Below are 21,737 nucleotides of genomic sequence, written 5' to 3'. Positions count from 1 at the left end.
CGGATGTGACTATTGCGACTAGGCTGTCGCCCATGGCGAGTAAGACTGTCAGCCGTTCACGCGGCCGGAACACCAAATCGGGACCCCGGTCGCGTAACACCGCGCCGACCCGTCGTCCGGCACCGCGCCGTCGCACTCAGCGTCGTAGCCAGCACTGGACGACGCCGCTGGTGGCGTTGGGCCGCGGGGCGCGCACCGGGTGGCATGCCTGCGCCCATGGCGTCGGGTCGTTGTTCCGGTCCGTGGGCCGCGCTCACGACATTGAGCACGGACACCGCCGCGACGGTATCGCCCTGGCGTTGCTGGGCCTGGCTTTCGTGGTGGGCGCGAGCTCATGGTTCCACGCTGCCAAGCCGGTTGGCGGCTGGATCGACGATGTCTTCCGTGCGGTGGTGGGCTCCGGTGTGGCGCTGGTTCCGGTTATCGCTCTTGTCATCGCCGTGTTGTTGATGCGCACCGAGCCGAATCCGGAGGAGCGTCCGCGCCTGCTACTCGGCTTCGCCATGGTTGCGCTGCCGATCCTCGGCCTGTGGCATCTGTTCGCGGGTTCCCCCGATTCCCCGGAGGGGCGCTCGGCCGCAGGCGGATTCGTCGGCTTCGTGATCGGCGGACCGCTCGCGCAAGGCCTCACCGCGTGGATCGCCGCGCCGCTACTCGTGATGGCGATCGTTTTCGGCGTACTGCTGCTGACCGGCACCACGATCCGCGACATCCCGGACACCCTACGGAACATGTTCTCGCCCCAGGAGTATGACGAGTGGGACGACGAGGACCTGGACTCGGAGTGGGACGAAGAGGATCTCGAGCCGGAAGACGACTACGAGGCGACTCGCGAATTCAAGCGCGGGACAACGCCGATGGAGAACTACCCGCTCGAGGAAGAGGGAGTCGCGGCCCCCGAGCCTCCCGCCGCACCCAAGCCGGCGCCGGTGGTCAAACCGACCAAGAAGGCCAAGCCCAAAGCGCAAATGCCCGTTGTCGATCGGGTGGTCGAGGGCCCATACGTGCTGCCCTCGCTGGATCTGCTCATCGCGGGAGACCCGCCGAAAGAGAGCAGCGCGGCGAACGACGAGATGATTGCGGCGATCACCGGGGTGCTGGAGCAGTTCAAGGTCGATGCGGCCGTCACCGGCTTCAACCGTGGCCCCACCGTCACCCGCTACGAGGTCGAACTCGGCCCCGGCGTCAAGGTGGAGAAGATCACTGCGCTGCAACGCAATATTGCCTATGCGGTGGCCACCGACAGTGTGCGTCTGCTCGCGCCGATACCCGGTAAGTCCGCGGTCGGCATCGAGGTGCCGAATACCGACCGGGAGACGGTGCGGCTGGCCGATGTGCTGACCGCGCCCGAGACCCGCAGGGATCACCATCCGCTGTTGATCGGCTTGGGCAAGGACATCGAGGGCGACTTCATTTCCGCCAACCTGGCCAAGATGCCGCACTTGCTGGTCGCCGGTTCCACCGGTTCGGGTAAGTCGAGCTTCGTCAACTCGATGCTCGTCTCGCTGCTGGCACGCGCCACCCCGGAGGAGGTCAGGATGATCCTGATCGACCCGAAGATGGTGGAACTGACGCCCTACGAAGGCATTCCGCACCTGATCACGCCGATCATCACCTCGCCCAAGAAGGCGGCGGCCGCACTGGCGTGGCTGGTGGAGGAGATGGAACAGCGCTACCAGGACATGCAGGCGAGCCGCGTTCGGCATATCAACGACTTCAATGCCAAGGTGCGTTCCGGCGAGATCACCACACCGTTGGGCAGCCAGCGCGAGTACCGCCCGTACCCCTTCATTCTCGCGGTGGTCGACGAGCTCGCCGACCTGATGATGACTGCGCCCCGTGATGTCGAGGACGCCATCGTGCGCATCACCCAGAAGGCCCGCGCCGCGGGTATTCACCTTGTGCTGGCAACCCAGCGCCCGTCGGTGGACGTCGTCACCGGCCTCATCAAGACGAATGTGCCTTCGCGCCTTGCCTTTGCGACATCGTCGCTGACGGACAGCCGCGTCATCCTGGACCAGCCCGGCGCCGAAAAGCTCATCGGCATGGGCGACGGATTGTTCCTGCCGATGGGGGCGGGGCGGCCCGTCCGCATGCAGGGTGCGTTCATCACCGACGAGGAGATCTCCGCCGTCGTCAACGCCGCCAAGGAACAGGCCGAGCCCGACTACACCGAGGGCGTGACTGCCGCCAAGGTCGGCGGCGGCCCCGGTAAGGACGACGTCGATCCCGACATCGGTGACGATATGGACGCCTTCTTGCAGGCCGTCGAGCTCGTGGTGTCGAGTCAATTCGGCTCGACCTCGATGCTGCAGCGCAAGCTGCGGGTCGGCTTCGCCAAGGCGGGCCGTCTCATGGACCTGATGGAGACGCGCGGAATCGTCGGCCCCAGTGAGGGATCCAAGGCGCGCGAGGTCATGGTCAAACCCGAGGATCTCGGCAGTGTGATGGCCTCGATCCGCGGCGGTGGGGGAGCCGACGAGGAGGACGAAGACGACGGCGGAGTGCCCGAGGACTTCTAAATCTCGGGGTGCGTTTCCGGGTGTCGATGGTGGAGCCCTGGCTTGACGACGGCAGGCCGCTTCATTGCTACAGCAACGAAGCAGATCTTGGTTGGTACTTCCCTGAGTGTGCTCGGCGGGTTCCGCTAGACGAGGGGCCCGTTGGGTTCTCATCCCGCAAGAGTGGATACACGCATTAGCCAGAATTGCAGTCGTCGACACGTTCGCAGTAACTCTTTTACTGAGTTCTCGACATCTTCTGACCAATGGACCATCTCCGCCGCCTGGAGAATTCCGCGTCACCCGGCGACACACGCCTGCGATGAGGCGTGTCCCATCTACGCAGGTAAATAGGCATAAGTTAGGTCGTGTGTTATTGCACTGTCGGCGCAGTGAGACGATCACTGCGCTTGTAGTATGGATAAATCCCGCTGTCAAGGTCTCGGCAGGGTGACGATTGACACACCATTCAGCAAATTAAATCCCCTTGGATGCCGGCTGGCATTGTGGGAGTGTTCCTCCCCAGGTGGCGTGTGATTTAGATCGCACGGATGTCGACATGTGGTTCTCGCCATAGCGGAAGGCTGCTTGTATGAGGCTCTCGAGATCGCGTCTGGATAAATCTGCAGCTAATGCAGCTGACAGCGGATGGGCGGATAGCCCGCTGGCGCCGCTGGTCCCCGGATCCCCCCTGTTGGGGAGCATCCCTGCGTTTCGCCGGGACATTCTCGAAGCGACCCGGATCGGGTGGGAACGCTATGGGGGAGTGGTCCGCTACCGTCTTGGCCCATTGCAGGTTTACTGCGTCTCGGACCACCAGCTTGCCGCCGAAGTACTTGCCAACACGGCTGTTTACGGCAAGCTCGGCAACACCAGCCCGCTGCGTTTGGTGCTGGGGCAGGGGTTGCTGACGACCGCAGACCATGAGCACTGGAAACGCAATCGCCGGATGATGCAACCCCTTTACTCGCGGCCCAGCATCGCGGGGATGTACTCCACGATGGTGGAGTGCGCGCAGGCCATGCTTGCCGATCTGGCGGAGGTTTCCCGAAGCAGCGCTGTCGTGGACGTCCATCCAGTCATCATCCGGGCGACCCTGGATATTGTGTCGCGCTGCATGTTTGGCATGAGGGCGGCCGATGCTGACATTATCGTCACACCGGAATCGGTCGAGGAGATCCTGACCTACGCATTTAACCGGCAGCAGAATCCTTTCAGTCCCCCGTTGATCGTGCCGACTCCGGCCAATCGGCGATTTCGGGAGTTGATGGGTTCTTTCGACGATTTTGTGTATGAGCTGATTCGGTCGCGGCGGAGAAACCCCGGCACTGGAGGGGACTTACTTGACATGCTCCTCAGTGCGCGGGATGCAGACACCGGGGAGGGGCTCAGCGATACCGAAATCCGGGACGAGGTGATCACGACCTTTGCCGCGGGCCACGAGACGATGGCACAAACCCTCACCTGGGCGCTATATCTGCTCTCGCAGAACGATAATGCGCGCAAAGTGTTGGAGGCGGAAGTGGATAGCGTGCTGGGTGGGCGCCTTCCCGCGCTGGATGACCTGGCGCACCTGCCCTACACGCAGCAGGTGGTGAGCGAGGCGTTGCGGCTCTATCCCTCTGCACCAATCCTGCCGCGGCTGGTCAGTGAGGACACCGTACTCGGGGGCTATCGGATACCCAAGGGCGCGCGGCTGCTTATCAGCGTCTTCAATATCGGGCGTGATCCCGAGCAGTGGCGGGACCCGGGACAGTTCGAACCTGCTCGATTCGTTGGAGACAAACCGGCAGGTGTTCATCACCGCGCGTATGTGCCGTTTGGCGGTGGACCGCATGTCTGCATAGGTAAGCATTTCGCATTGATGGAAGGCCAGCTGGTGTTGGCTGCGCTGATTCAAAACTATCGGTTCGAACACGACCCCGGGCACCGAGTGGAGATGTTGTCGAAGATAACGCTTCGTCCCAAACATGGGATGCGCCTCGCGCTATCCCCGAGAAGGTCGTTGAAGGGGGCCGTCCATGTCGGTTAGCGGCGGAGTCTTGGTGGGCGGCATTGATCTGGGTGATCCGGTGCTTACGCAGATCGCGCGGCAAGGACTCCAGGATGTGGAGCGGCAGTTCGCCATTGAGCTGGACGACTACGACGAGCGTGTCCTGGACGCGGTGTCACATCTCTCGCGGGCCGGCGGGAAGCGCTTCCGCTCTCTGTTCACGTTACTGGCGGCACAGTTCGGACCCGGTGCCGACGATCCTCAGGTGGTGCTCGCGGCGGCGATGATCGAGATCGCTCATTTGGCAACGCTCTATCACGATGATGTGATGGATGGCGCGCTGGTGCGCCGCGGTGTGCATTCCGCGAATGCGATGTGGGACAACAAAATCGCTGTTCTCGCGGGCGACTATCTGATTGGCCGTGTGCTGCGGATCGCGGCCACATTGGGGGAGCACGCGATGGACATCATCGGTGTGACCTTCACCGAGCTGGTGGCGGGGCAGATGCAGGAGACGATGGGGGCTCCTGCGGAGACCGATCCAGAGTCCCATTACTGGATCACCATTCGGCGCAAGACAAGCGTGCTCATTGCGGCCGCAGGTCAGTTGGGGGCGCAGCTTGCCGGTGCCCGTAAGGAACATGTCGACTGTCTGTACCGATTTGGCGATCTGCTCGGAACGATGTTTCAGATCTCCGACGACATCATCGACGTCTCTTCTGATTTCTCGCAGTCAGGCAAAGCCATCGGTACTGATTTACGGGAAGGGATTATCACCCTGCCGATGCTCTATGCCATGCGCGATGACAGCCCTGCCGGCCAGCGGCTGCGCGAGCTACTCCACGGGCCGATCGACGACCCGCGTCTCGTCGATGAGGCACTGTTTCTCATCAATGAGGCGCAAGGAGTGAAACTCGCTGCACAAAAGCTTGTTGAACTGGGCGGCCAGGCGCAGAGCGACTTGTTACAGCTTCCGGAAAATCCCGCACGCCAGGCATTTTCGAATCTCATCCAGCATATGGCGACTCGTGTCGCATAACCGCAACGGATGCCCACGCCAGGAGAGTGATCACACAATGGATCAACTTGCCCACGCAGAGACGCCGACATCATGGCGTACACATCTGCGGTACTCCGTACACATCCGTCGTCCAGAGTTCCTCTCCAGCACCGTAGCAACCATTCTGGTTGCCGCGTTTCTCAGCGCACATTCGTGGACGGACCTAGTGTCCCTGCCATTCTTGGCTGCTGCGGTGCTGGTCATTCAGGGCGAACAGATATGCAATATGGTGAACTGCCTGGCTGATCGTGACCAAGACCTCGCGCACAAGTCGCGGCAGGCCACTGCGGTGTTCGGTTTGGGTGAAACGCGCGTACGGCGTGAGATCAACGCCACTATTGTGCTCTGCGTAGTGCTCGGTTTGTACCTGATGTTCACCACCCGGCACTGGGATCTGGTTGGTATTGGCCTGGCGGCATTGTTCTTTGGAACCCAGTACTCGTTGCCGCCGCTACGGCTGAAAGGCCGGGGGATCTGGCAGATTCCCGTGCTGAACATCACCCTCACGATCGTGCCTGGGCTGATCATCATTCGTTCATTGCCGTACCCAATCGAATGGTTCACGCTCGTGGCGATTTTCGGAATGGGTCTGACTCTCAACGGCGTGATGGTGGCTAAAACAGCCGAGGACATTCCCGAGGATGAGCAGTTTGGTGTGCTCACTTCGGTTCGCGCTCTTGGTCTTACACGTGCGTTTATGCTGGGAACCGTTCTGGTAGGTCTTGGCGCCGGTCTGGTCACGTGGGCGGTGCTCGAGCTTGGCGGATTCTCGTGGGCGCTGCTGCCGTATGGACTCGGTGTCGGTATCGCGTTGGCGGTCAACGCCAGCATCTTGCGGCGCGTGATCGGTAAGCCGGTCGCCGACGGTGTCGACGTGGTGCGCTCATACACGAAGTATTTGCCTTACTACGCGCCAATCCTGGCCTGGTCGACCGTGATACCCGCCGCCTACGTCCTCATCAGCAGATAGTTACGCAGGAGAACGCAATGCTTACAGCGCCGTCGGTGCCATTTCTCGATCTCTTGAGTCGGGACTTCGATCTCGCCTCGGACGAGGTTGATCGGGCCCGCGAGCAGTATTGGTTCGCGCAGAGTCCACAGGGTCCGGTTGTTCTGCGCTATGAAGAATGCGCCGAGCTTCTCAAAGATCCCCGCCTGGGTCTAGACGGTCGCCGGTTCCTGCGTATGAACGGGGTCACGTCAGGTCCGATGTATGACTGGTGGATCACGACGGTGCGCAACACCCCACAGGAAGACCACCTGCGCCTACGGTCCGTGGCGGCTCCGGGCTTGAGCCCCAAGCGAGTTGAGGCGCTGCGCCCAGCATTGCGGACATTGGCACAGAACCTGGCTCAAGATATGCCGGCCGACGAGATCGTCGACTTCGCGGAGCGATTCGGATCCCCCTATGCCAGCGGGGCAATCGCGCGCTTGCTGGGTGTTCCGGATGGCGATCATGAGATGTTCCGATTGGTGTCGAAGGATGCCGGTCTGGTGTTCGTATGGAGTGACCTGCCTGCGGTGTTGCCGATCATTGATCAGGGTATTGAGCAGCTCAAGAAGTACGTCCATGGTCTCTTTGAGTTTCGTCTGCGGGAGCCTGGTGAGGACTTCGTATCTTTCCTTGCCGCAGAGGTTTCCGGAACGAACCTGCTGAGCAGGGCAGAAGCAGAGGGGCTTGTCCTGGATATCGCCTGGGCCAGTCAGGAATCGGTGGCCCGTCAGTTGGGTCGGGCGCTGATCGCTTTTCACGGCCACCCGCGGCAGTGGGAACTGGTTCATCGAAATCCGGAGCTGATCGGCCAGGCGGTCGATGAGGTGCTGCGTTTTGCGCCGCAGATCCGTGCGATTTTCCGCTTCGCCACCGAGCGGATCGACTACCGTGACCTCACCCTCGAACCGGGCCAGTTCGTGATGTTCTGTCCGCCGAGTGCAACGCGAGATCCGAGAGCGTATGACAGTGCGGGCACCTTCGACATTCTGGCCAAACACCAGAAGCGCCAACTGATTTTCGGTGGTGGGATATTCCGCTGCCTCGGCTCCGGCTTGGCCCGAATCGAATTGGAAGAAGCATTGGTGGCATTGATGCAACGATTTACCTGCCCCGTGCTGCCTGACCCGGCCACGTGGCGGGCGGCTCTGCCGATGGTCAACATTCGCGATGCCTTACCGATTCGATGGGAACGGCGCAGCCATGACTGATGACGTGGTGCTCCTGGATGACGCCGGTCGGGCGTGCGGCATCGCACCCAAGGCGACCGTGCATGACGACAACACTCCACTGCACCTTGCCTTTTCTTGTTACCTGTTCGATCCGTCCTATCGGTTCGTGCTCCTTACCCAGCGCGCTTGGAGTAAGCGGACCTGGCCGGGGGCCTGGTCCAACAGCTGCTGCGGACATCCACCTCCGGGCGTGGATATCGCCGAGGCGATCATCGAACGGGTGCATTACGAGCTCGGTGTCCAGATGTCATCACCGCAGCTGGCACTGCCAGACTTTCGTTATCGGGCAGCCATGGAGAACGGCGTGGTTGAGAACGAAGTCTGCCCGGTCTATGTGGGCACGATCGCAGAGGTCCCGACTCTGAACCCGGACGAAGTGGCGGGTTACCGATGGCTGCCGTGGACGCAGCTGTGCGACGAAGTGCTCGCCGGTACCCGTCCGGTGTCGCCATGGTGCAAGTTGCAGGTCGCCAAGCTTGCGCAAATACGAAACTTGCCTTCTGGTTCAAGGGAATTGGTGCCGTTCCAGGCTAGCGGGCGCACCACGACGCGGACCGTTACGGTGCGCCATAATTTCGAGACCGCGCATCGGCTGCCCATCCTCGGCGGAAAGTGCGTCAACCTGCACGGGCATTCCTGGTGGACAGAGATTACGGTGGCTGGGGCATTGAACGAGCAAGGGATCCTCGTCGACTTCGGGATACTCAAGGCACGGCTGCGGGACTGGATCGACGCCAATCTTGATCACGGCGCGATGCTCGGACACGCGGACCCGCTTGTGCCGGCTCTCCGGGCAGAGCGATCGAAGCTCTTTCGATTTGGCCTCGACGCCCCCTCGCACGGTTTGGAGTGGCCCACGGTCGAGAACGTTTCCGAACTGCTGGCCCGGGTCACCGCGGGATTCATTGCCGAGGCCGGTTGGTCCAATGTCACGGTCCACCGCGTCAAGGTGACGGAAACACATGTCAATGCCGCGGAATTGACCGAGTCGCCGTCGTGGAGCGCATGAACAGAGAGGGGAGCACCGTTCGATGATCGATGTGGAGAAGGTGAAGTCCGCCGTGACCGATCTACTGCTGGCGACTGGAGTCGGCAATGACGAGCACACGGAGGACACTCCAGGGCGGGTGGCCAGGGCGTGGGCGGAATCGCTTGCCGGATACGACGAGGACCCCGCCGTCCACCTGCGCCGGCGGTTTCCGGCGCCGAGCGATCCCGGTCTGGTGATCGTGGCTGGGATACGGCTCGTCTCCACGTGCGCACATCATCTGCTGCCCATCACCGGGGTCGCGACTGTTGCCTACCGGCCGGGTGCAGGTAGCGAGGTTGTCGGCCTCTCGAAGCTGGCTCGGGTGGTCCACGGTTATGCGCGGCGCCTGCAGGTGCAGGAGCGTATCGGATACCAGGTGACAACCGCAGTGCAAGAAGAACTTTCACCGGTTGGTGCTGCCTGCTTCATCACCGCGGCCCACGGCTGCATGGAGATTCGAGGAGTCAAGGAGCCAGCCAGCGTAACGACGACACACGCGATGTCGGGTCAGTGGGTACCTGGCCATCCCGATGTTGTGGCAGTGCTCGCCGAGCACGCACAGATACGGCGCTGAGTCACTACTCGTCGCGCCGCAGTGCGATGGCGTCGCCCACATCGAAGGATGTGAACCCCTCGGGAGCCGCGATTTCTACGATCGGCTCGTCGCGGTTGTCCCACTCCAAACGCAGCGCCGTGCTCATCACCGCGTGCATCTCGTACATGGCCGTGATGTAGGTGAGCTCCAGGATTTCCTCATCGGAGAGGTGGGCCTTCAGTGCGGTGAACACGCCATCGGGTACCCGGCCGCCGTCGAGCACCAAGCAGTCCGTGTAGGCCAGCACGGCGCGCTGTACAGGGGTGAAGCACTCGGCCGTACTCCACGACGGGATCGCGGCGATCATCTCCTCCGAGATGCCGACAATGCGGCACGACTTGCAGTGCTGGGAGAAGACGAACTGGCTGCGGCGTGCCCAGCCGGCCCGGGTCTGTCCAAGCTCACGCAGAACCGGGTCCAGCTTGCGATCGGGGCTGCGGTAGAACGCGAAACCCTGGACCGAGTGCTTCAGGGCGTCGGGTACGAGCGCAAAGACCGTCCACCAGTCACCCGGGGTGCCGGTCGTGGTTCCCGGAGCGGTGACCGGATCGCGGTCGCCGAAAATCTGGTCATACATGCGATGGACAAGTCGGTCGTCGGTTTCGGCGCGGGACACCTGGCGCAGTCGTGGCATGCCTCGATCTTGGCCGACGATCGTGCTGAAAAGGTCCCGATGCGCGGAATCAGAGGTGGACGAGCATCCGGGTATTGCCCAGCGTGTTCGGCTTCACGTAGCTCAGGTCGAGGAACTCGGCCACACCGGTGTCGTAGGACCGGCACATTTCCTCGTACACCTCGGCGGTCACCGGGGTGCCCTCGATCTCGCTGAATCCGTGTTTGGTGAAGAAGTCGACCTCGAAAGTCAGCACGAACACCCTTTTGAGTTCCAGATCTCTGGCGACATCGAGCAGGCGGCTGACAATCGCGTGCCCGACTCCGGCCCCCTTGAGCCTGGGGTGCACCGCGATGGTGCGCACCTCGCCGAGGTCCGACCACAGCACGTGCAGGGCGCCACAGCCGACGATCTCTCCGCCGAGTTCGGCCACCCAGAACTCCTGGACCGCCTCGTACAGCGTCACCAGGTTCTTCTCCAGCAGGATCCGTCCGGCGTAGACGTCGACAAGCGCCTTGATAGCGGGCACATCGGAGGTACGGGACCGGCGAACGGTCACCGTGGGGGTCGTGTGCCCCGGATTCCCTGAGATGCCGGATGTACCTTCAGCGCTCATGCGTGAACAGTAGCCAGCTCCAGAACAGATAGGCTGTTTGACGTGCCGATGCCACCGGAAACCCAGCCTGATTCCGAGGCTTCGGCTGCGCCGGTGCCTCTGCTGAACATTGCCAACATCCTCACGGTGCTGCGCATCGTGCTGATACCGGTGTTCATCGTCGTCCTGTTCACCGAGGGCGGGCACCAATCCTCCTGGCGCATTGCCGCTTTCGGGGTATTCGCGCTGGCCATCGCTACCGACCGATACGACGGCGTGCTCGCCCGCCGCTATGGGCTGGTCACCCCATTCGGCCAGCTCGCCGACCCGATCGCCGATAAGGCGCTCATCGGCGCGGCACTGGTGGGGCTCAGTGTCCTCGGAGATCTTCCGTGGTGGGTGACCGTGGTCATCTTGGTGCGTGAGGTCGGGATCACGGTGCTGCGCTTCTCGGTGCTCCGCCATGGTGTGATCCCGGCAAACCGGGGCGGCAAGCTTAAGACCATGGTCCAGTCGTTGGCGATCGCCGGCTATCTGCTGCCGTTGACGGGGTACTGGCACACCGCGGCGGTGGTCCTCATGGGGCTGGCGGTGGTCCTCACCGTCCTCACCGGCATCGACTATCTGGTGCAGGCGTTGCGTCCTCGTCCCACATCCGCATAAATCCGCCAAACGGGCGCGGCCGCTCGGCAGCTGCCAGCGATCTCGAAGTCGCTGAGCAGCTGTGGGCCGCCTCCGAGCACCTCACCGGTACGGCTTTTCCCCAGCGCTAGAGCGACTGGTTCTCAACGTCCCCGGCGATATCCTGATCTTTGAGGCGTGCGGTCCTGCTGCCCTGAGTCAGGCGGGCGAGCAGTGTTCGGGTGAACGGCGTGTGGACTAGCCGGGCAAGCCCTCGACGTAAGAGCAATTCCTTGCGATTTTCGGGTGTGAAGAAGAAACGCTGGGTGAGCCCGAAGTTCTGATAGGCGTCGATGAACGGCCGCAGCGCGCTCCCACTCGGCGAGAGCCGAATTCAGATCATCGGGGGTAGCGGTCGAGCATGGTGCCCAGCAGATCGGGGCCGGCCAGCGCCGACGACACTCCGAGCCCGGAGTACATCGTTTCGCACCAGGCCGCGTCGCCGACGAGCGCCACACGGTCGTTGTGCCAGCGGTCCCTGGGACCTGTCCGACCGAATCGAAGAGATACTGATTGGCCGAGTCCCATCGCATCGAGTACTTCGCCGAGTATGCGGCCCCGGGGGCGCGATCCAAACACCTTGCGCAGTCGCACCGCGACCGGCTCGATCAACTCCGCATCGACGTCATCGGCCCGTCGGCTCCTTGAGATCCTCGTCGACGTGGCCGTACATCCAGCGAATCACCGAGCCGAGCATGTCCATGAGTAGACGGTCGCTGTGGCTACCGGGGCGGGCTCCGCAGATCGTGGTGACAGCCTGCGTGCCCCCTGCGTGATCGGACCATTCGGTGCGGATTTCCCACTGCGACGGCGATCCAGCGTGCTTGGGTACTGAAACGTCGAACACGCAGAGCTCATGGGGACGCAGCGTTGACACACTGCAGTTGAGCCTCCCGAGGTACTCGCCGCCAAGCGCCGGAAAAGGACCACTGGTGAATGTGGCGCCCTCGACTGGACTGAAACTATCTACGCGCAGTGGCCACCGATCGGCGTTGAGTGTCGCTTCCCATACGGCCATCCGCGGGTGCTCAAAATGCCAGACGATTTCTGCCACGTAAGTCCTTTCATCAACCGGGGCAAGCCGAAGTGCATCACTACAACACCCGAACGGCTGAACTGTCTATCGACCGAAACGATGATTCCGCCGGAAGCGGTCCGGACTGAGGTGTCTGTCACCCAAACTTCCGGGAACCTCCGCGTGCGCGGCAACGTTGAGCAAGGCAGACTCAACTACTACGCGGTATGGACGCCGACGTTCAGGACGCAAAGGAGAAGGACATGGCGCTGTTGCTTCGAGAGGCCATCGGCGACACCCTGCGGAGCGCTCGATCCGGGCAGGGAAGGACCTTGCGTGAGGTGTCGGACTCCGCCCGCGTCAGCCTCGGATATCTGTCCGAGGTGGAACGCGGTCGCAAGGAAGCCTCCAGCGAGCTGCTGGCCGCGATCTGCGGCGCGCTCGAGGTCCCGCTTTCGGCGGTGTTATCAGAGGTCAGCGAGCGGATGGCCCGTCGTGAGGCGCCCGTCGCGGCTCCGCAGCCCGCGGTGACGTCGGCATCGCGCTCGCTCAGCGGGATCGATGTCGCCACCAAGGTGGTCATTCCGCAGGTTCGCGCAATGGCGGCCGCCTAACTACTGTGGCGGTCGCATTGTTTTGCGCCCCGGTAGGGGGTGGGGGAATCGACGTGCAACCGATAAGTTGGGACCCACGCACTCCTAGATAGTGACGACTGCGACAGAAAGCGGATCGATCTCATGGCTAACCCGTTCGTCAAGGCGTGGAAGTACCTGATGGCACTGTTCAACGCGAAGATCGACGAAAACGCAGACCCGAAGGTGCAGATTCAGCAGGCCATCGAGGAGGCCCAGCGGAACCACCAGGCGCTCTCGCAGCAGGCTGCCTCGGTGATCGGGAATCAGCGCCAGCTCGAGATGCGACTCAACCGTCAGCTCGCTGACGTCGAGAAACTTCAGGTCAACGTTCGTCAGGCGCTGACCCTGGCCGACCAGGCCACCGGCTCGGGTGATGCCGCGAAGGCAACCGAATACAACAACGCCGCCGAGGCGTTCGCCGCCCAGCTGGTCACCGCCGAGCAGAGCGTCGAGGATCTCAAGGCGCTGCACGACCAGGCGCTCGCCGCCGCGGCCCAGGCCAAGAAGGCCGTCGAGCAGAACGCGATGATGCTGCAGCAGCGCATCGCCGAGCGCACCAAGCTGCTGAGCCAACTGGAGCAGGCCAAGATGCAGGAGCAGGTGTCCGCCTCGCTGCGGTCGATGAGTGAGCTGGCGGCTCCCGGTAACACCCCGAGCCTGGACGAGGTGCGCGACAAGATCGAGCGTCGCTATGCCAATGCTCTGGGCTCGGCGGAGCTGGCGCAGAACTCGGTGCAGGGCCGCATGATTGAGGTACAGCAGGCCAGCGTGCAGATGGCCGGGCATTCGCGCCTGGAGCAGATTCGCGCCTCCATGAAGGGTGAGGCCCTTCCCGCCGGTGGCACCGCGACGCCGGCGCCCGCGACGGCGCCCGAGCAGGTCAACCCGGCCAATCCGCTGGGCCAGCAGTAGCTTTCTTCCCTTCAATCCGCCGAGTGTGAGCGCTATCGCTCGCACTCGGCGGATTTGTCGCGCGAACATTCGTACTCGGCGGCCGCGAAATTTTCGGGCACAATGTGAACATGACCCCCCAGCCGCCCCGCCGCACCGCGGTCCAAGGAGGCTGGGACCAGCTGCTGCGCCGCGTGCTCACCAACGTCAATGATCTTGGTGAGGAACTCGCCCACCGCATGCACGCGATGTCCGACAAACGCGAGAAGCTGCTGCGGAAGCGGCTGCGGGCCAAGCGCTGGAGTATCCGCTGGGCGCTGGCCTGTGCGGCCGGCCTGCTTGTCACCACGGTGCTCGCGACCACCGGTGCGCCGCCCTGGCTGCTGATCATTCCGGCGCTACTCACCGCCGGCTGTGCGATTCCGGCGACGTATCTGTTGGTGCGGTATCGCTTCCTCAAGGCTGAGCCGTTGCCGCCGCCGCGCCCCGGGGTGGAGCGGCGGCTGCCGCCGTTGAGTTCGGCCGCTCGTCCGCCCATGGCCGCCCTGGACGCCGCCGAGCGTGGGCTGTTCTCTCTCCTCGGAGTGGTGGAGCGCGGCAACATGATTCCGCACAGCGAGGGGCGCCAGATCCTTGCCGCAGCCAACCAGGCTGCGTATGTGATGGCCGCGACTGCCAAAGAAGTGGTGTCCATGGAGCGGGCCGCGGTCGAGGCACCGCACACCCGGGAGTATCTGCAGCCGACCATCAAGGCGTTCACCGCGCAGCTCGACACGGGTGTGCGGCAATACAACGAGTTGGTCACTGCGGCAGCGCAATTGGTGTCTGCCGCAAACGGCGGGGCGGTCATGGCATCGCCGATGTCGCGCGGGCCGCTCTTCGATGACCTGGTATCGGCCACCGATCGTCTCACTGGGTGGGCGGGTGCGCTCGAAGAGCTCGGCCAGCTGTCAGGGTAATCCCCGATCTTTCCCTGATCTTCGAATTCCGGGGTTCCTCAGGTGCTCGTTGCCCTGCCAGGCTTGCTCTATCGCAGCAAGTCGAGAGAACGGTGGGTACCTGTGGTGTGGAAGATCATTGGCGTGCTGCTGGTTGTATGGCTGGCATTCCTTGTGGTGGGCGCCATCTTCAAGCTCTTGGTGCCGATGCTGGTGGTCGGTGTGCTGATTCTCGGCGGCGTGATGCTGTACCGCGCGGTGACGGATGCGGACAAGACTCCGCTGCCATGAGGTTCAGAGTGTCGGGCGCAAGGCGGGGACCACGATCCCGAGGATGCCTCGGGCGAGGCCCTTGGTGAGGTTCCAGATGTCGGCGTAGTCACGCCAGAGCGCGACCTTGCCATCGTTGGAAAGCTCGGTGACACCGCACACCCAGAACGCGATGTGCAGCGGACCCACGATGATGACATCGGTGCGCTCGGTCATCACGGTGTTGCCCTCGGAGGTGATCCGGTGGATCTTGACGTCGAAACCGGCGCCCGGCAGATTCAGCGAGGACAGGGCCCGCAGCACCGTGGTGCGCCCACGGACCGTGGGCAGGCCCACGTTTTCCCAGCGCACGGCGTCATCGAGTAGTACATCGAGGGCTGCCAGGTCGCTGCGGCGCAGGGCGTCCCAGAATCCCTCGACGATCTCGATGGGGGCGGTGGTGGCGAGCGTGTCCGTCATGGGGCAACGGTAGACACGCGTCGCGGATCAGAGAAGGGGTGCGGCCAGATATCGGGGTGCAGCCCAAGACAGGGTGGACCGATTCGTAGGCCGCTTAGCGGTCAGAAACTTGGCCGCAGTGCGGGCAACGGGATGCCCACCAATCCCCGGAGCGTGGCCTTGAACATGTCGAACATGTCGAAGTAGTCGCGCCACAGGGTGATGGTGCCCTGGTCGGAGACCTCGAAGACCCCGCAGACCCAGAACTGCAGGCGCAGCGGACCGAGCACGATGGCATCGTGACGTTCATTCATCACGGTGTTCCCATTGGTGGTGGTGCGATGGATCTGCACCTCGAAACCGAACCCCGGGCGCTTGAGCGGCTCGAACACCTTCAGCGCTGCGCGACGTCCATGGATCGTCGGCAGGCCCACGTTTTGGTAGACGAGATTCTCGTCCAGGACACTTTCTGCGAAATCGGTGTCACCGTTCTGAGCGGCTTCCAGGAAGCGGGTGACGGTCTGTGCCGGGGTGAGCGCGGCCAGTTCCAGCGTGCTGTAGGTCATGCATTTCACGGTAGTCCGAATCGCTGTGGCAGGGTAGGGCGGTGCGTGTCGCTGTGGTCGCCGGTCCCGATCCCGGGCACGCCTTTCCCGCGATCGCGTTGTGCCTCAAATTCGCCGCCGCCGGCCACGATCCGGTGCTTCTGACGGGCACGCGCTGGCTCGACCAGGCCCGTTCGGCTGGTGTGGAATCGATCGAGCTTCTCGGGTTGCAGCCGCGTGCCGAGGACGACGACCTGGACTCCGGCACCAAGATCCATCAGCGCGCCGCATACATGGCGGCCGCCAATGTCGATCAGCTGCGCGAACTATCACCGGACCTGATCGTCTCCGATGTCATCACCGCCTGCGGCGGCATGGCTGCCGAACTGCTCGGCGTGCCGTGGGTGGAGCTCAATCCGCATCCGCTATATCTTCCGTCAAAAGCTTTGCCACCATTGGGAAGTGGACTGGCTCCCGGGGTGGGGTTGCGTGGCCGGCTGCGCGATGTGCTGATGCGCAAGCTGACCCAGAAGTCGATCAACGAGGGGCTGAGTCAGCGTTCCCAGGCGCGGGTTGGCATTGGCTTGTCCGCCAAAGATCCAGGGCCTGTCCGACGGTTGATCGCGACACTGCCGGCGCTGGAGGTACCGAGACCTGACTGGCCGGATGAGGCAGTGCTGGTGGGGCCGCTGCACTGGGAGCCCACAGACGTTGTGCTGCAGCCACCCTCGGGTTCGGGCCCGGTGGTCGTGATCGCACCGTCGACGGCTTTCACCGGGGCTGAGGGTATGACCGAACTGGCACTACAGGCCTTGGAATCGGCGGGCGCGCGCGTGGTTGTCTCTGCGCTGGATCCGGCCGCATCCGGGTTGCCGCCGTGGGCGGTTGCGGGGCTGGCGCGTCAGGACTTGTTGCTGGCTGGGGCGGATCTCGCCATTTGTGGTGGGGGACATGGGTTTTTAAGTAAAGCGCTGCTGGCTGGGGTGCCGGTGGTGGTGGTTCCCGGTGGCGGCGATCAGTGGGAGCTGGCGAATCGTGTTGTACGGCAAGGTAGTGCCGAGTTGGTCCGGCCGCTTAACCGAGATTCACTGACCGCGGCCATCGGTCGTGTCCTGGGGGCGCGGCGCTATACGGAGGCCGCTCGCCGGGCTGCCGCCGGTGCCGTCGACGTGCAGGATCCGGTACGGGTGTGCCAGGACGCGATGGCGGCCCTAAAGTGACCGTGTGCGTCTGACGGAATTTCATGAGCTTGTCACCGGTCGGTTCGGTGCGGTCTACGGCTCGTCCGTGCTGGTTGACCACGTACTGACCGCGATGGGCGGACGCACCGCGGCGCAGGCCGTCGAGGATGGGGCAGAACCCCGTGACGTGTGGCGGGCGCTATGCGCCGATTTCGACGTTCCGCGCGATCAATGGTGATGGTTCGGGTGACACGCCGCACCGGCGCGCCTGCTTGATTCGAACAGATGTTCGCCTTACTCTAATCTCAGTCGAATGAACGGTCCGCGCAGGTAGATCGCTTGTCGGTGGGCTCGGTTAGCGTCCACCTCAACCGATCGGGAACCCGATCTTCGAACACCAAGACGAAATGGAGAACACCATGGCGCAGGCACCGGATCGCGAGAAGGCTCTCGAGCTCGCGCTCGCACAAATCGACAAGAACTTCGGTAAGGGCTCGGTCATGCGGCTCGGCGACGAGGTGCGTCAGCCCATCTCCGTGATCCCAACCGGATCCATCGCGCTGGACGTGGCGCTCGGTATTGGCGGCCTGCCCCGTGGCCGTGTGGTCGAGATTTACGGGCCGGAATCCTCCGGTAAGACCACCGTCGCGCTGCACGCGGTCGCCAACGCGCAAGCCGCCGGCGGTATCGCCGCATTCATCGATGCCGAGCATGCGCTCGACCCGGAATACGCCAAGAACCTCGGTGTCGACACCGACTCGCTGCTGGTATCCCAGCCGGATACCGGTGAGCAGGCTCTGGAAATTGCCGACATGCTGGTGCGTTCCGGCGCCATCTCCCTCGTCGTCATCGACTCGGTGGCCGCGCTGGTACCGCGCGCCGAAATCGAGGGCGAGATGGGCGACAGCCATGTCGGTCTGCAGGCCCGCCTGATGAGCCAGGCCCTGCGCAAGATGACCGGTGCCCTCAGCAACTCGGGCACCACCGCGATCTTCATCAACCAGCTCCGTGAGAAGATCGGTGTGATGTTCGGCTCGCCCGAAACCACCACGGGTGGTAAGGCTTTGAAGTTCTACTCGTCGGTTCGCCTTGATGTGCGTCGTATCGAGACCCTCAAGGACGGCACCGATGCAGTGGGTAACCGCACTCGCGTCAAGGTGGTTAAGAACAAGGTGTCGCCGCCGTTCAAGCAGGCAGAGTTCGACATCCTCTACGGCAAGGGCATCTCCAAGGAGGGGTCGCTCATCGATATGGGCGTGGAGCAGGGCTTCATCCGCAAGTCCGGTTCCTGGTTCACCTATGAGGGTGAGCAATTGGGTCAGGGCAAGGAGAACGCCCGCAACTTCCTGTTGGAGAACGCCGATGTCGCCAACGAGATCGAGAAGAAGATCAAGGAGAAGCTCGGTATCGGAGCGGTGCTGACCGATGACGAAGTTGTCCCGGCCCCAGTCGACTTCTGATTCCCCCTCTCGGGAATCCCTAGACGAACTGCGATCCCGGGTCGCGTCGGTACCCGAAGCCCCGACGCGTGAACCGGTTGACTCGCGGGACGAGCAGGCGTGGTCATATTGCCTTCGCCTGTTGACAAGTCGGGCGCGTACCCGCGCCGAGCTGACCGAAAGGCTAACTCGGCGCGGGTACCCCGATGAGGTTTCTGATCGAGTCATGGAACGGCTGGCCGCCGCCGGACTGATCAATGACGCCGACTTTGCAACGCAATGGGTGCAGTCCCGGCATACCTACGCCGGAAAAGGCAAGCGTGCCTTGGCTGCAGAGCTTCGGACCAAGGGAGTGTCGGCCGAGAATGCGGCCGCGGCGCTCGCGCAGATCGACGGAGATGCCGAGCGTTCCCGTGCGGCACAGCTTGTCGCCAAGAAACTCCGGTCAGAAAGTCTCGATGATGGGGGTATCAAGGCCGCACGTCGATTGGTGGCCATGCTCGCGCGTCGCGGATACAGCCAGTCCATGGCTTATGACGTCGTGAAGAATGCCCTGGCGTCAGAGACAGAACGTCGCAACGTCGGGTGACTGAAGCCGGTCCTAGAGACCGAAAGGGCGAGCCGGCGGATTGGGTGGCGGGCCGCCCTCGTCCGGCGCGTTGGATCTCATGCTCATCGACGCTTCGGCCGTCGGCGACTGCACGCCCGGCAGGCACGGTACCTGGCGGGAGATCGTTTTGAACGGCCCGATCTCCGTGTCTTCGTTGAGCATGGGGAGCGGCCCGCAATTCCCCTTGAAGTGTGCGTCCATGGTGAAGGGAGTCGGGTTCACGCAGGTGAGATTCATTCCAACCGGCGTCGCGACCTGCAGGCAATCGAAGTTCAACGGAGCTCCGTAGGCCACCGGTGCACCCGTGAGTGCTGCTCCCGCGCACGCCACCCCAAAAACGGCGGACACGCCAACGGCCAATACGATGTTGCGCATGGGAGTTATGGTAACGAAGTGATACCTGTTACGTAATACCTCGATTGTGATAGTTGAGTAAGAATCGGTCCTGTGATGCAGCTGTGAAGGTTGATCACACGCTTTTGGCGTAGTGCCGCGCGGCCTTTGCCCTGTTTCCGCAGGTCGCCATCGAATGCCAGCGACGGGCCCCATTCTTGGACGTGTCGTAGAAGAACAACACGCACTGCGGGTGGGCGCATTGTTTGATCCGATCGGGAGACTCTGCCAGCAGGGCCAGCAGGCTGTCGGCGGCGAGCCAGCCGGGAAGCCAGTGTGGTTCGGGAACCTCGGCGATGTCGACCGGCCCGTCGGCAGTCAGAGAGCGGCGGATTGCGCCGTGGGACAGCACGGCGTTGATCTCGTCGATATCGGAATCTTTCACCGCGCGGTAGATGGCGTCACGCGCGAGGAGCAATGCCTCTCGGGTCTTGTCATCGGCTGCGCATCGATCCTGAAGATTGTTGGTGCGCAACCAAATTTGCACGCCACCGGGAGCGGTGAACAGATCCTGCGGTCCATCGCCACTCATCCACCGGGTGTTCAGCAGATCCAGTGCGAGCGGTTCGCCGAGATGGGGACGTGGATCGGACATGGCCTGAGGTTAGCCGCCTCCTTTCCGGGGGAGCGTGTCACATGAATCCTAACCGATAAAAGTAAAATAGACGGTTGACAGTGGGCCCCGCCCTGATTACCGTCTAACCATCAAGAAGGATTTACAGGTTAGGAAGGATTATTCATGGGCACTGCCATCACCCCCCGCGTCATCACCGGTCATGTCGGACTCAATGTCAGCGATCTGGAGCGATCGGTGGCGTTTTACCAGCGAGCGTTCGCATTCGACCAGCTCGTGGTGAGCGCCGACGGCGCACAGCGCTTCGCGTTCCTCGGATTCGACGGCGTTCCCGTGCTCACCCTCTGGGAGCAGAGTCGTGGGGAATTCTCGGCGGCCACACCAGGCTTGCACCATTTGTCCTTCCAGGTGGATTCCGTGCAGGAGGTGCAGGAAGTGGAGGCAGTCCTCAAGGAACTATCGACCGTGTTCGCGTACGACGGAGTGGTCGCGCACCGGGAAGGGGCGTCCTCGGGCGGGATCTTCTTCACCGATCCCGACGGGATCCGTCTCGAGGTGTTCGCGGGAACGGGCGTCGAGCAGCACGAGGCGCCGGCGGGCGACGCGCCGACATGCGGATTCTTCTGAGATGACTTACCACCCCGGCGAGCTCGCCGTTCAGCATCGAATGGGACAGTCCGACAGTGCCATTCGTGTCGGGCGGATCATCTCGGCACAGATACCTGAGGTTGCGGCCGCCTTTCTTGCCGCCCAACCGCTGGTGTTCGTATCGGCCCGGGATGACGATGGCCGGATGTGGGCGAGCCAGATCGTCGGTCCGCCGGGGTTCGCGCATGCCACTGACGCCCGAACTATCGCGATTGACGGTGTGCCGGTTCCGGGCGACCCACTGGCGGAGCCACTGCAATCGGAGCGCAAGATCGGCATGATCGCGTTGCAGCCGCAACGACGGCGCCGGATGCGCGTCAATGGCACCGCGGTGCCGTCGGGGCAGGGCCTGATTCTCACCACCGATCAGGTGTATTCCAACTGCCCCAAGTACATTGCGCGGCGCGACGTCTCCGGGATCGGGCCCGGACTGCCCGGGACACCGCGCCGCGCGACCGCCCTGAACGAGGAGCAGCAGCGGACGGTCGCGGCAACGGACACCTTCATCATCGGTACCGCCGACAGCGAAGGCAACGCCGACGCATCGCATCGCGGCGGCAGTTCCGGTTTCCTGCGGGTGCTCTCACCGAACGAACTACGGTGGCCCGACTACCTGGGCAACTCGATGTTCATGACACTGGGGAATCTGCATGTCGATCCCCGGTGTGGTCTGCTGATCCCGAATTGGCATACCGGATCGACTCTGCAGCTCTCGGGCATCGCGCGCCTCAATTGGGACGAGGGTACTTTCGCCCCGGGTGCGCAGTGTTCCGTCGACTTCACCATCGACGAGGTCGTCGAGATCGTGAATGCCAGCCGCCTACGGTGGGGTGAAGCTGAACCTTCGCCCGCCAATCCGCCTCTCTGAC

26 protein-coding genes are annotated in these 21,737 nt (G+C 63.1%); 18 read left to right on the top strand and 8 right to left on the bottom strand.

Going from position 1 to position 21,737, the window contains the following annotated elements:
* Positions 1–32 precede the first annotated feature (32 nt).
* The 7 genes from DSM43276_RS14345 (at position 33) to folE (ending at position 9,381) form a co-directional block, all read left to right on the top strand.
* A complete protein-coding gene (locus DSM43276_RS14345; RefSeq protein ID WP_078330124.1) occupies positions 33–2,522 on the top strand; it encodes an FtsK/SpoIIIE family DNA translocase in 2,490 nt (829 codons plus the stop codon).
* Between the two features lie 571 nt (positions 2,523–3,093).
* Positions 3,094–4,533, top strand: coding sequence for a cytochrome P450 (locus DSM43276_RS14340; RefSeq protein WP_078330123.1), 1,440 nt, complete (start codon positions 3,094–3,096; stop codon positions 4,531–4,533).
* A gap of 13 nt (positions 4,534–4,546) precedes the next feature.
* Complete coding sequence (locus DSM43276_RS14335; RefSeq protein ID WP_327084863.1) at positions 4,547–5,533, top strand: polyprenyl synthetase family protein; 987 nt, start codon at positions 4,547–4,549, stop codon at positions 5,531–5,533.
* Between the two features lie 37 nt (positions 5,534–5,570).
* Positions 5,571–6,524 carry a prenyltransferase gene (locus tag DSM43276_RS14330; RefSeq protein WP_078330121.1) on the top strand — a complete coding sequence of 318 codons (954 nt, stop codon included), beginning with the start codon at positions 5,571–5,573 and terminating at the stop codon, positions 6,522–6,524.
* A 17-nt stretch (positions 6,525–6,541) separates the two neighbouring features.
* On the top strand, positions 6,542–7,756 hold the full coding sequence (locus tag DSM43276_RS14325) for a cytochrome P450 (RefSeq protein ID WP_078330120.1): 1,215 nt from the start codon (positions 6,542–6,544) through the stop codon (positions 7,754–7,756).
* A complete protein-coding gene (gene idi, locus DSM43276_RS23870) occupies positions 7,749–8,786 on the top strand; it encodes an isopentenyl-diphosphate Delta-isomerase (RefSeq protein ID WP_234803055.1) in 1,038 nt (345 codons plus the stop codon). Before DSM43276_RS14325 ends, idi begins: the two co-directional genes overlap by 8 nt.
* A 22-nt stretch (positions 8,787–8,808) precedes the next feature.
* Positions 8,809–9,381: a GTP cyclohydrolase I gene (gene folE / locus DSM43276_RS14310; protein ID WP_078330119.1), complete on the top strand. Its 573-nt coding sequence runs from the start codon at positions 8,809–8,811 to the stop codon at positions 9,379–9,381.
* A 4-nt stretch (positions 9,382–9,385) separates the two neighbouring features.
* Here folE and DSM43276_RS14305 read toward each other — a convergent pair whose 3' ends face one another.
* Together DSM43276_RS14305 and DSM43276_RS14300 are read right to left on the bottom strand one after the other, a co-directional pair.
* On the bottom strand, positions 9,386–10,036 hold the full coding sequence (locus DSM43276_RS14305) for a carboxymuconolactone decarboxylase family protein (RefSeq protein WP_078330118.1): 651 nt from the start codon (positions 10,034–10,036) through the stop codon (positions 9,386–9,388).
* A gap of 49 nt (positions 10,037–10,085) precedes the next feature.
* On the bottom strand, positions 10,086–10,631 hold the full coding sequence (locus DSM43276_RS14300; RefSeq protein ID WP_109556144.1) for an amino-acid N-acetyltransferase: 546 nt from the start codon (positions 10,629–10,631) through the stop codon (positions 10,086–10,088).
* 42 nt (positions 10,632–10,673) lie between these two features.
* On the opposite strand from DSM43276_RS14300, the gene pgsA reads away from it, so the two are divergent.
* Complete coding sequence (gene pgsA, locus DSM43276_RS14295; RefSeq protein ID WP_109556143.1) at positions 10,674–11,273, top strand: CDP-diacylglycerol--glycerol-3-phosphate 3-phosphatidyltransferase; 600 nt, start codon at positions 10,674–10,676, stop codon at positions 11,271–11,273.
* A 357-nt stretch (positions 11,274–11,630) separates the two neighbouring features.
* On the opposite strand, the gene DSM43276_RS14290 is transcribed toward pgsA, so the two are convergent.
* Positions 11,631–11,903 (bottom strand): FAD-dependent monooxygenase family protein, encoded by a 273-nt coding sequence (locus tag DSM43276_RS14290; protein ID WP_078330116.1) that lies wholly within the window; start codon positions 11,901–11,903, stop codon positions 11,631–11,633.
* A gap of 13 nt (positions 11,904–11,916) precedes the next feature.
* Complete coding sequence (locus DSM43276_RS14285) at positions 11,917–12,345, bottom strand: hypothetical protein (protein ID WP_136629088.1); 429 nt, start codon at positions 12,343–12,345, stop codon at positions 11,917–11,919.
* 224 nt (positions 12,346–12,569) lie between these two features.
* Here DSM43276_RS14285 and clgR point away from each other — a divergent pair, with 224 nt between their 5' ends.
* The 4 genes from clgR (at position 12,570) to DSM43276_RS14265 (ending at position 15,061) form a co-directional block, all read left to right on the top strand.
* Positions 12,570–12,920, top strand: coding sequence for a transcriptional regulator ClgR (clgR, locus tag DSM43276_RS14280; protein WP_078330193.1), 351 nt, complete (start codon positions 12,570–12,572; stop codon positions 12,918–12,920).
* A 123-nt stretch (positions 12,921–13,043) separates the two neighbouring features.
* Positions 13,044–13,853, top strand: a complete 810-nt coding sequence (gene pspA / locus DSM43276_RS14275; RefSeq protein ID WP_078326692.1) for a phage shock protein PspA — start codon at positions 13,044–13,046, stop codon at positions 13,851–13,853.
* A gap of 110 nt (positions 13,854–13,963) precedes the next feature.
* Positions 13,964–14,791 (top strand): phage shock envelope stress response protein PspM, encoded by an 828-nt coding sequence (pspM, locus tag DSM43276_RS14270; RefSeq protein ID WP_109556159.1) that lies wholly within the window; start codon positions 13,964–13,966, stop codon positions 14,789–14,791.
* A gap of 102 nt (positions 14,792–14,893) precedes the next feature.
* On the top strand, positions 14,894–15,061 hold the full coding sequence (locus DSM43276_RS14265) for a hypothetical protein (RefSeq protein WP_169053019.1): 168 nt from the start codon (positions 14,894–14,896) through the stop codon (positions 15,059–15,061).
* Between the two features lie 3 nt (positions 15,062–15,064).
* On the opposite strand, the gene DSM43276_RS14260 is transcribed toward DSM43276_RS14265, so the two are convergent.
* Entirely contained in the window at positions 15,065–15,499 is a 435-nt protein-coding gene (locus tag DSM43276_RS14260; protein WP_078330113.1) for a limonene-1,2-epoxide hydrolase family protein, read from the bottom strand.
* A 101-nt stretch (positions 15,500–15,600) separates the two neighbouring features.
* A complete protein-coding gene (locus tag DSM43276_RS14255) occupies positions 15,601–16,044 on the bottom strand; it encodes a limonene-1,2-epoxide hydrolase family protein (protein ID WP_078330112.1) in 444 nt (147 codons plus the stop codon).
* A 41-nt stretch (positions 16,045–16,085) separates the two neighbouring features.
* Here DSM43276_RS14255 and DSM43276_RS14250 point away from each other — a divergent pair, with 41 nt between their 5' ends.
* From DSM43276_RS14250 to recX, 4 genes are all read left to right on the top strand, one after another.
* On the top strand, positions 16,086–17,243 hold the full coding sequence (locus DSM43276_RS14250; RefSeq protein WP_078330111.1) for a glycosyltransferase: 1,158 nt from the start codon (positions 16,086–16,088) through the stop codon (positions 17,241–17,243).
* A gap of 4 nt (positions 17,244–17,247) precedes the next feature.
* Entirely contained in the window at positions 17,248–17,442 is a 195-nt protein-coding gene (locus tag DSM43276_RS14245) for a DUF3046 domain-containing protein (protein ID WP_070940115.1), read from the top strand.
* Positions 17,443–17,623: 181 nt separating this feature from the next.
* Complete coding sequence (gene recA / locus DSM43276_RS14240; protein ID WP_078326687.1) at positions 17,624–18,664, top strand: recombinase RecA; 1,041 nt, start codon at positions 17,624–17,626, stop codon at positions 18,662–18,664.
* Positions 18,630–19,232 carry a recombination regulator RecX gene (gene recX / locus DSM43276_RS14235; protein WP_078330110.1) on the top strand — a complete coding sequence of 201 codons (603 nt, stop codon included), beginning with the start codon at positions 18,630–18,632 and terminating at the stop codon, positions 19,230–19,232. The genes recA and recX overlap by 35 nt, the downstream gene beginning before the upstream one ends.
* Before the next feature lie 12 nt (positions 19,233–19,244).
* Here recX and DSM43276_RS14230 read toward each other — a convergent pair whose 3' ends face one another.
* Together DSM43276_RS14230 and DSM43276_RS14225 are read right to left on the bottom strand one after the other, a co-directional pair.
* Positions 19,245–19,628: a hypothetical protein gene (locus DSM43276_RS14230; protein WP_078330109.1), complete on the bottom strand. Its 384-nt coding sequence runs from the start codon at positions 19,626–19,628 to the stop codon at positions 19,245–19,247.
* A 94-nt stretch (positions 19,629–19,722) separates the two neighbouring features.
* Positions 19,723–20,241 carry a CGNR zinc finger domain-containing protein gene (locus tag DSM43276_RS14225; protein ID WP_078330108.1) on the bottom strand — a complete coding sequence of 173 codons (519 nt, stop codon included), beginning with the start codon at positions 20,239–20,241 and terminating at the stop codon, positions 19,723–19,725.
* Positions 20,242–20,385: 144 nt separating this feature from the next.
* Between DSM43276_RS14225 and DSM43276_RS14220 the strand changes: the two genes are divergently transcribed.
* Together DSM43276_RS14220 and DSM43276_RS14215 are read left to right on the top strand one after the other, a co-directional pair.
* Positions 20,386–20,847 carry a VOC family protein gene (locus tag DSM43276_RS14220; protein ID WP_078330107.1) on the top strand — a complete coding sequence of 154 codons (462 nt, stop codon included), beginning with the start codon at positions 20,386–20,388 and terminating at the stop codon, positions 20,845–20,847.
* 1 nt (position 20,848) lies between these two features.
* Positions 20,849–21,736 carry a pyridoxamine 5'-phosphate oxidase family protein gene (locus DSM43276_RS14215; RefSeq protein ID WP_078330106.1) on the top strand — a complete coding sequence of 296 codons (888 nt, stop codon included), beginning with the start codon at positions 20,849–20,851 and terminating at the stop codon, positions 21,734–21,736.
* Position 21,737 lies beyond the last annotated feature (1 nt).

This window comes from Mycobacteroides salmoniphilum, assembly GCF_004924335.1.
Lineage (GTDB): Bacteria > Actinomycetota > Actinomycetes > Mycobacteriales > Mycobacteriaceae > Mycobacterium > Mycobacterium salmoniphilum.
This window is presented reverse-complemented; position numbering and strand designations above follow the sequence as displayed.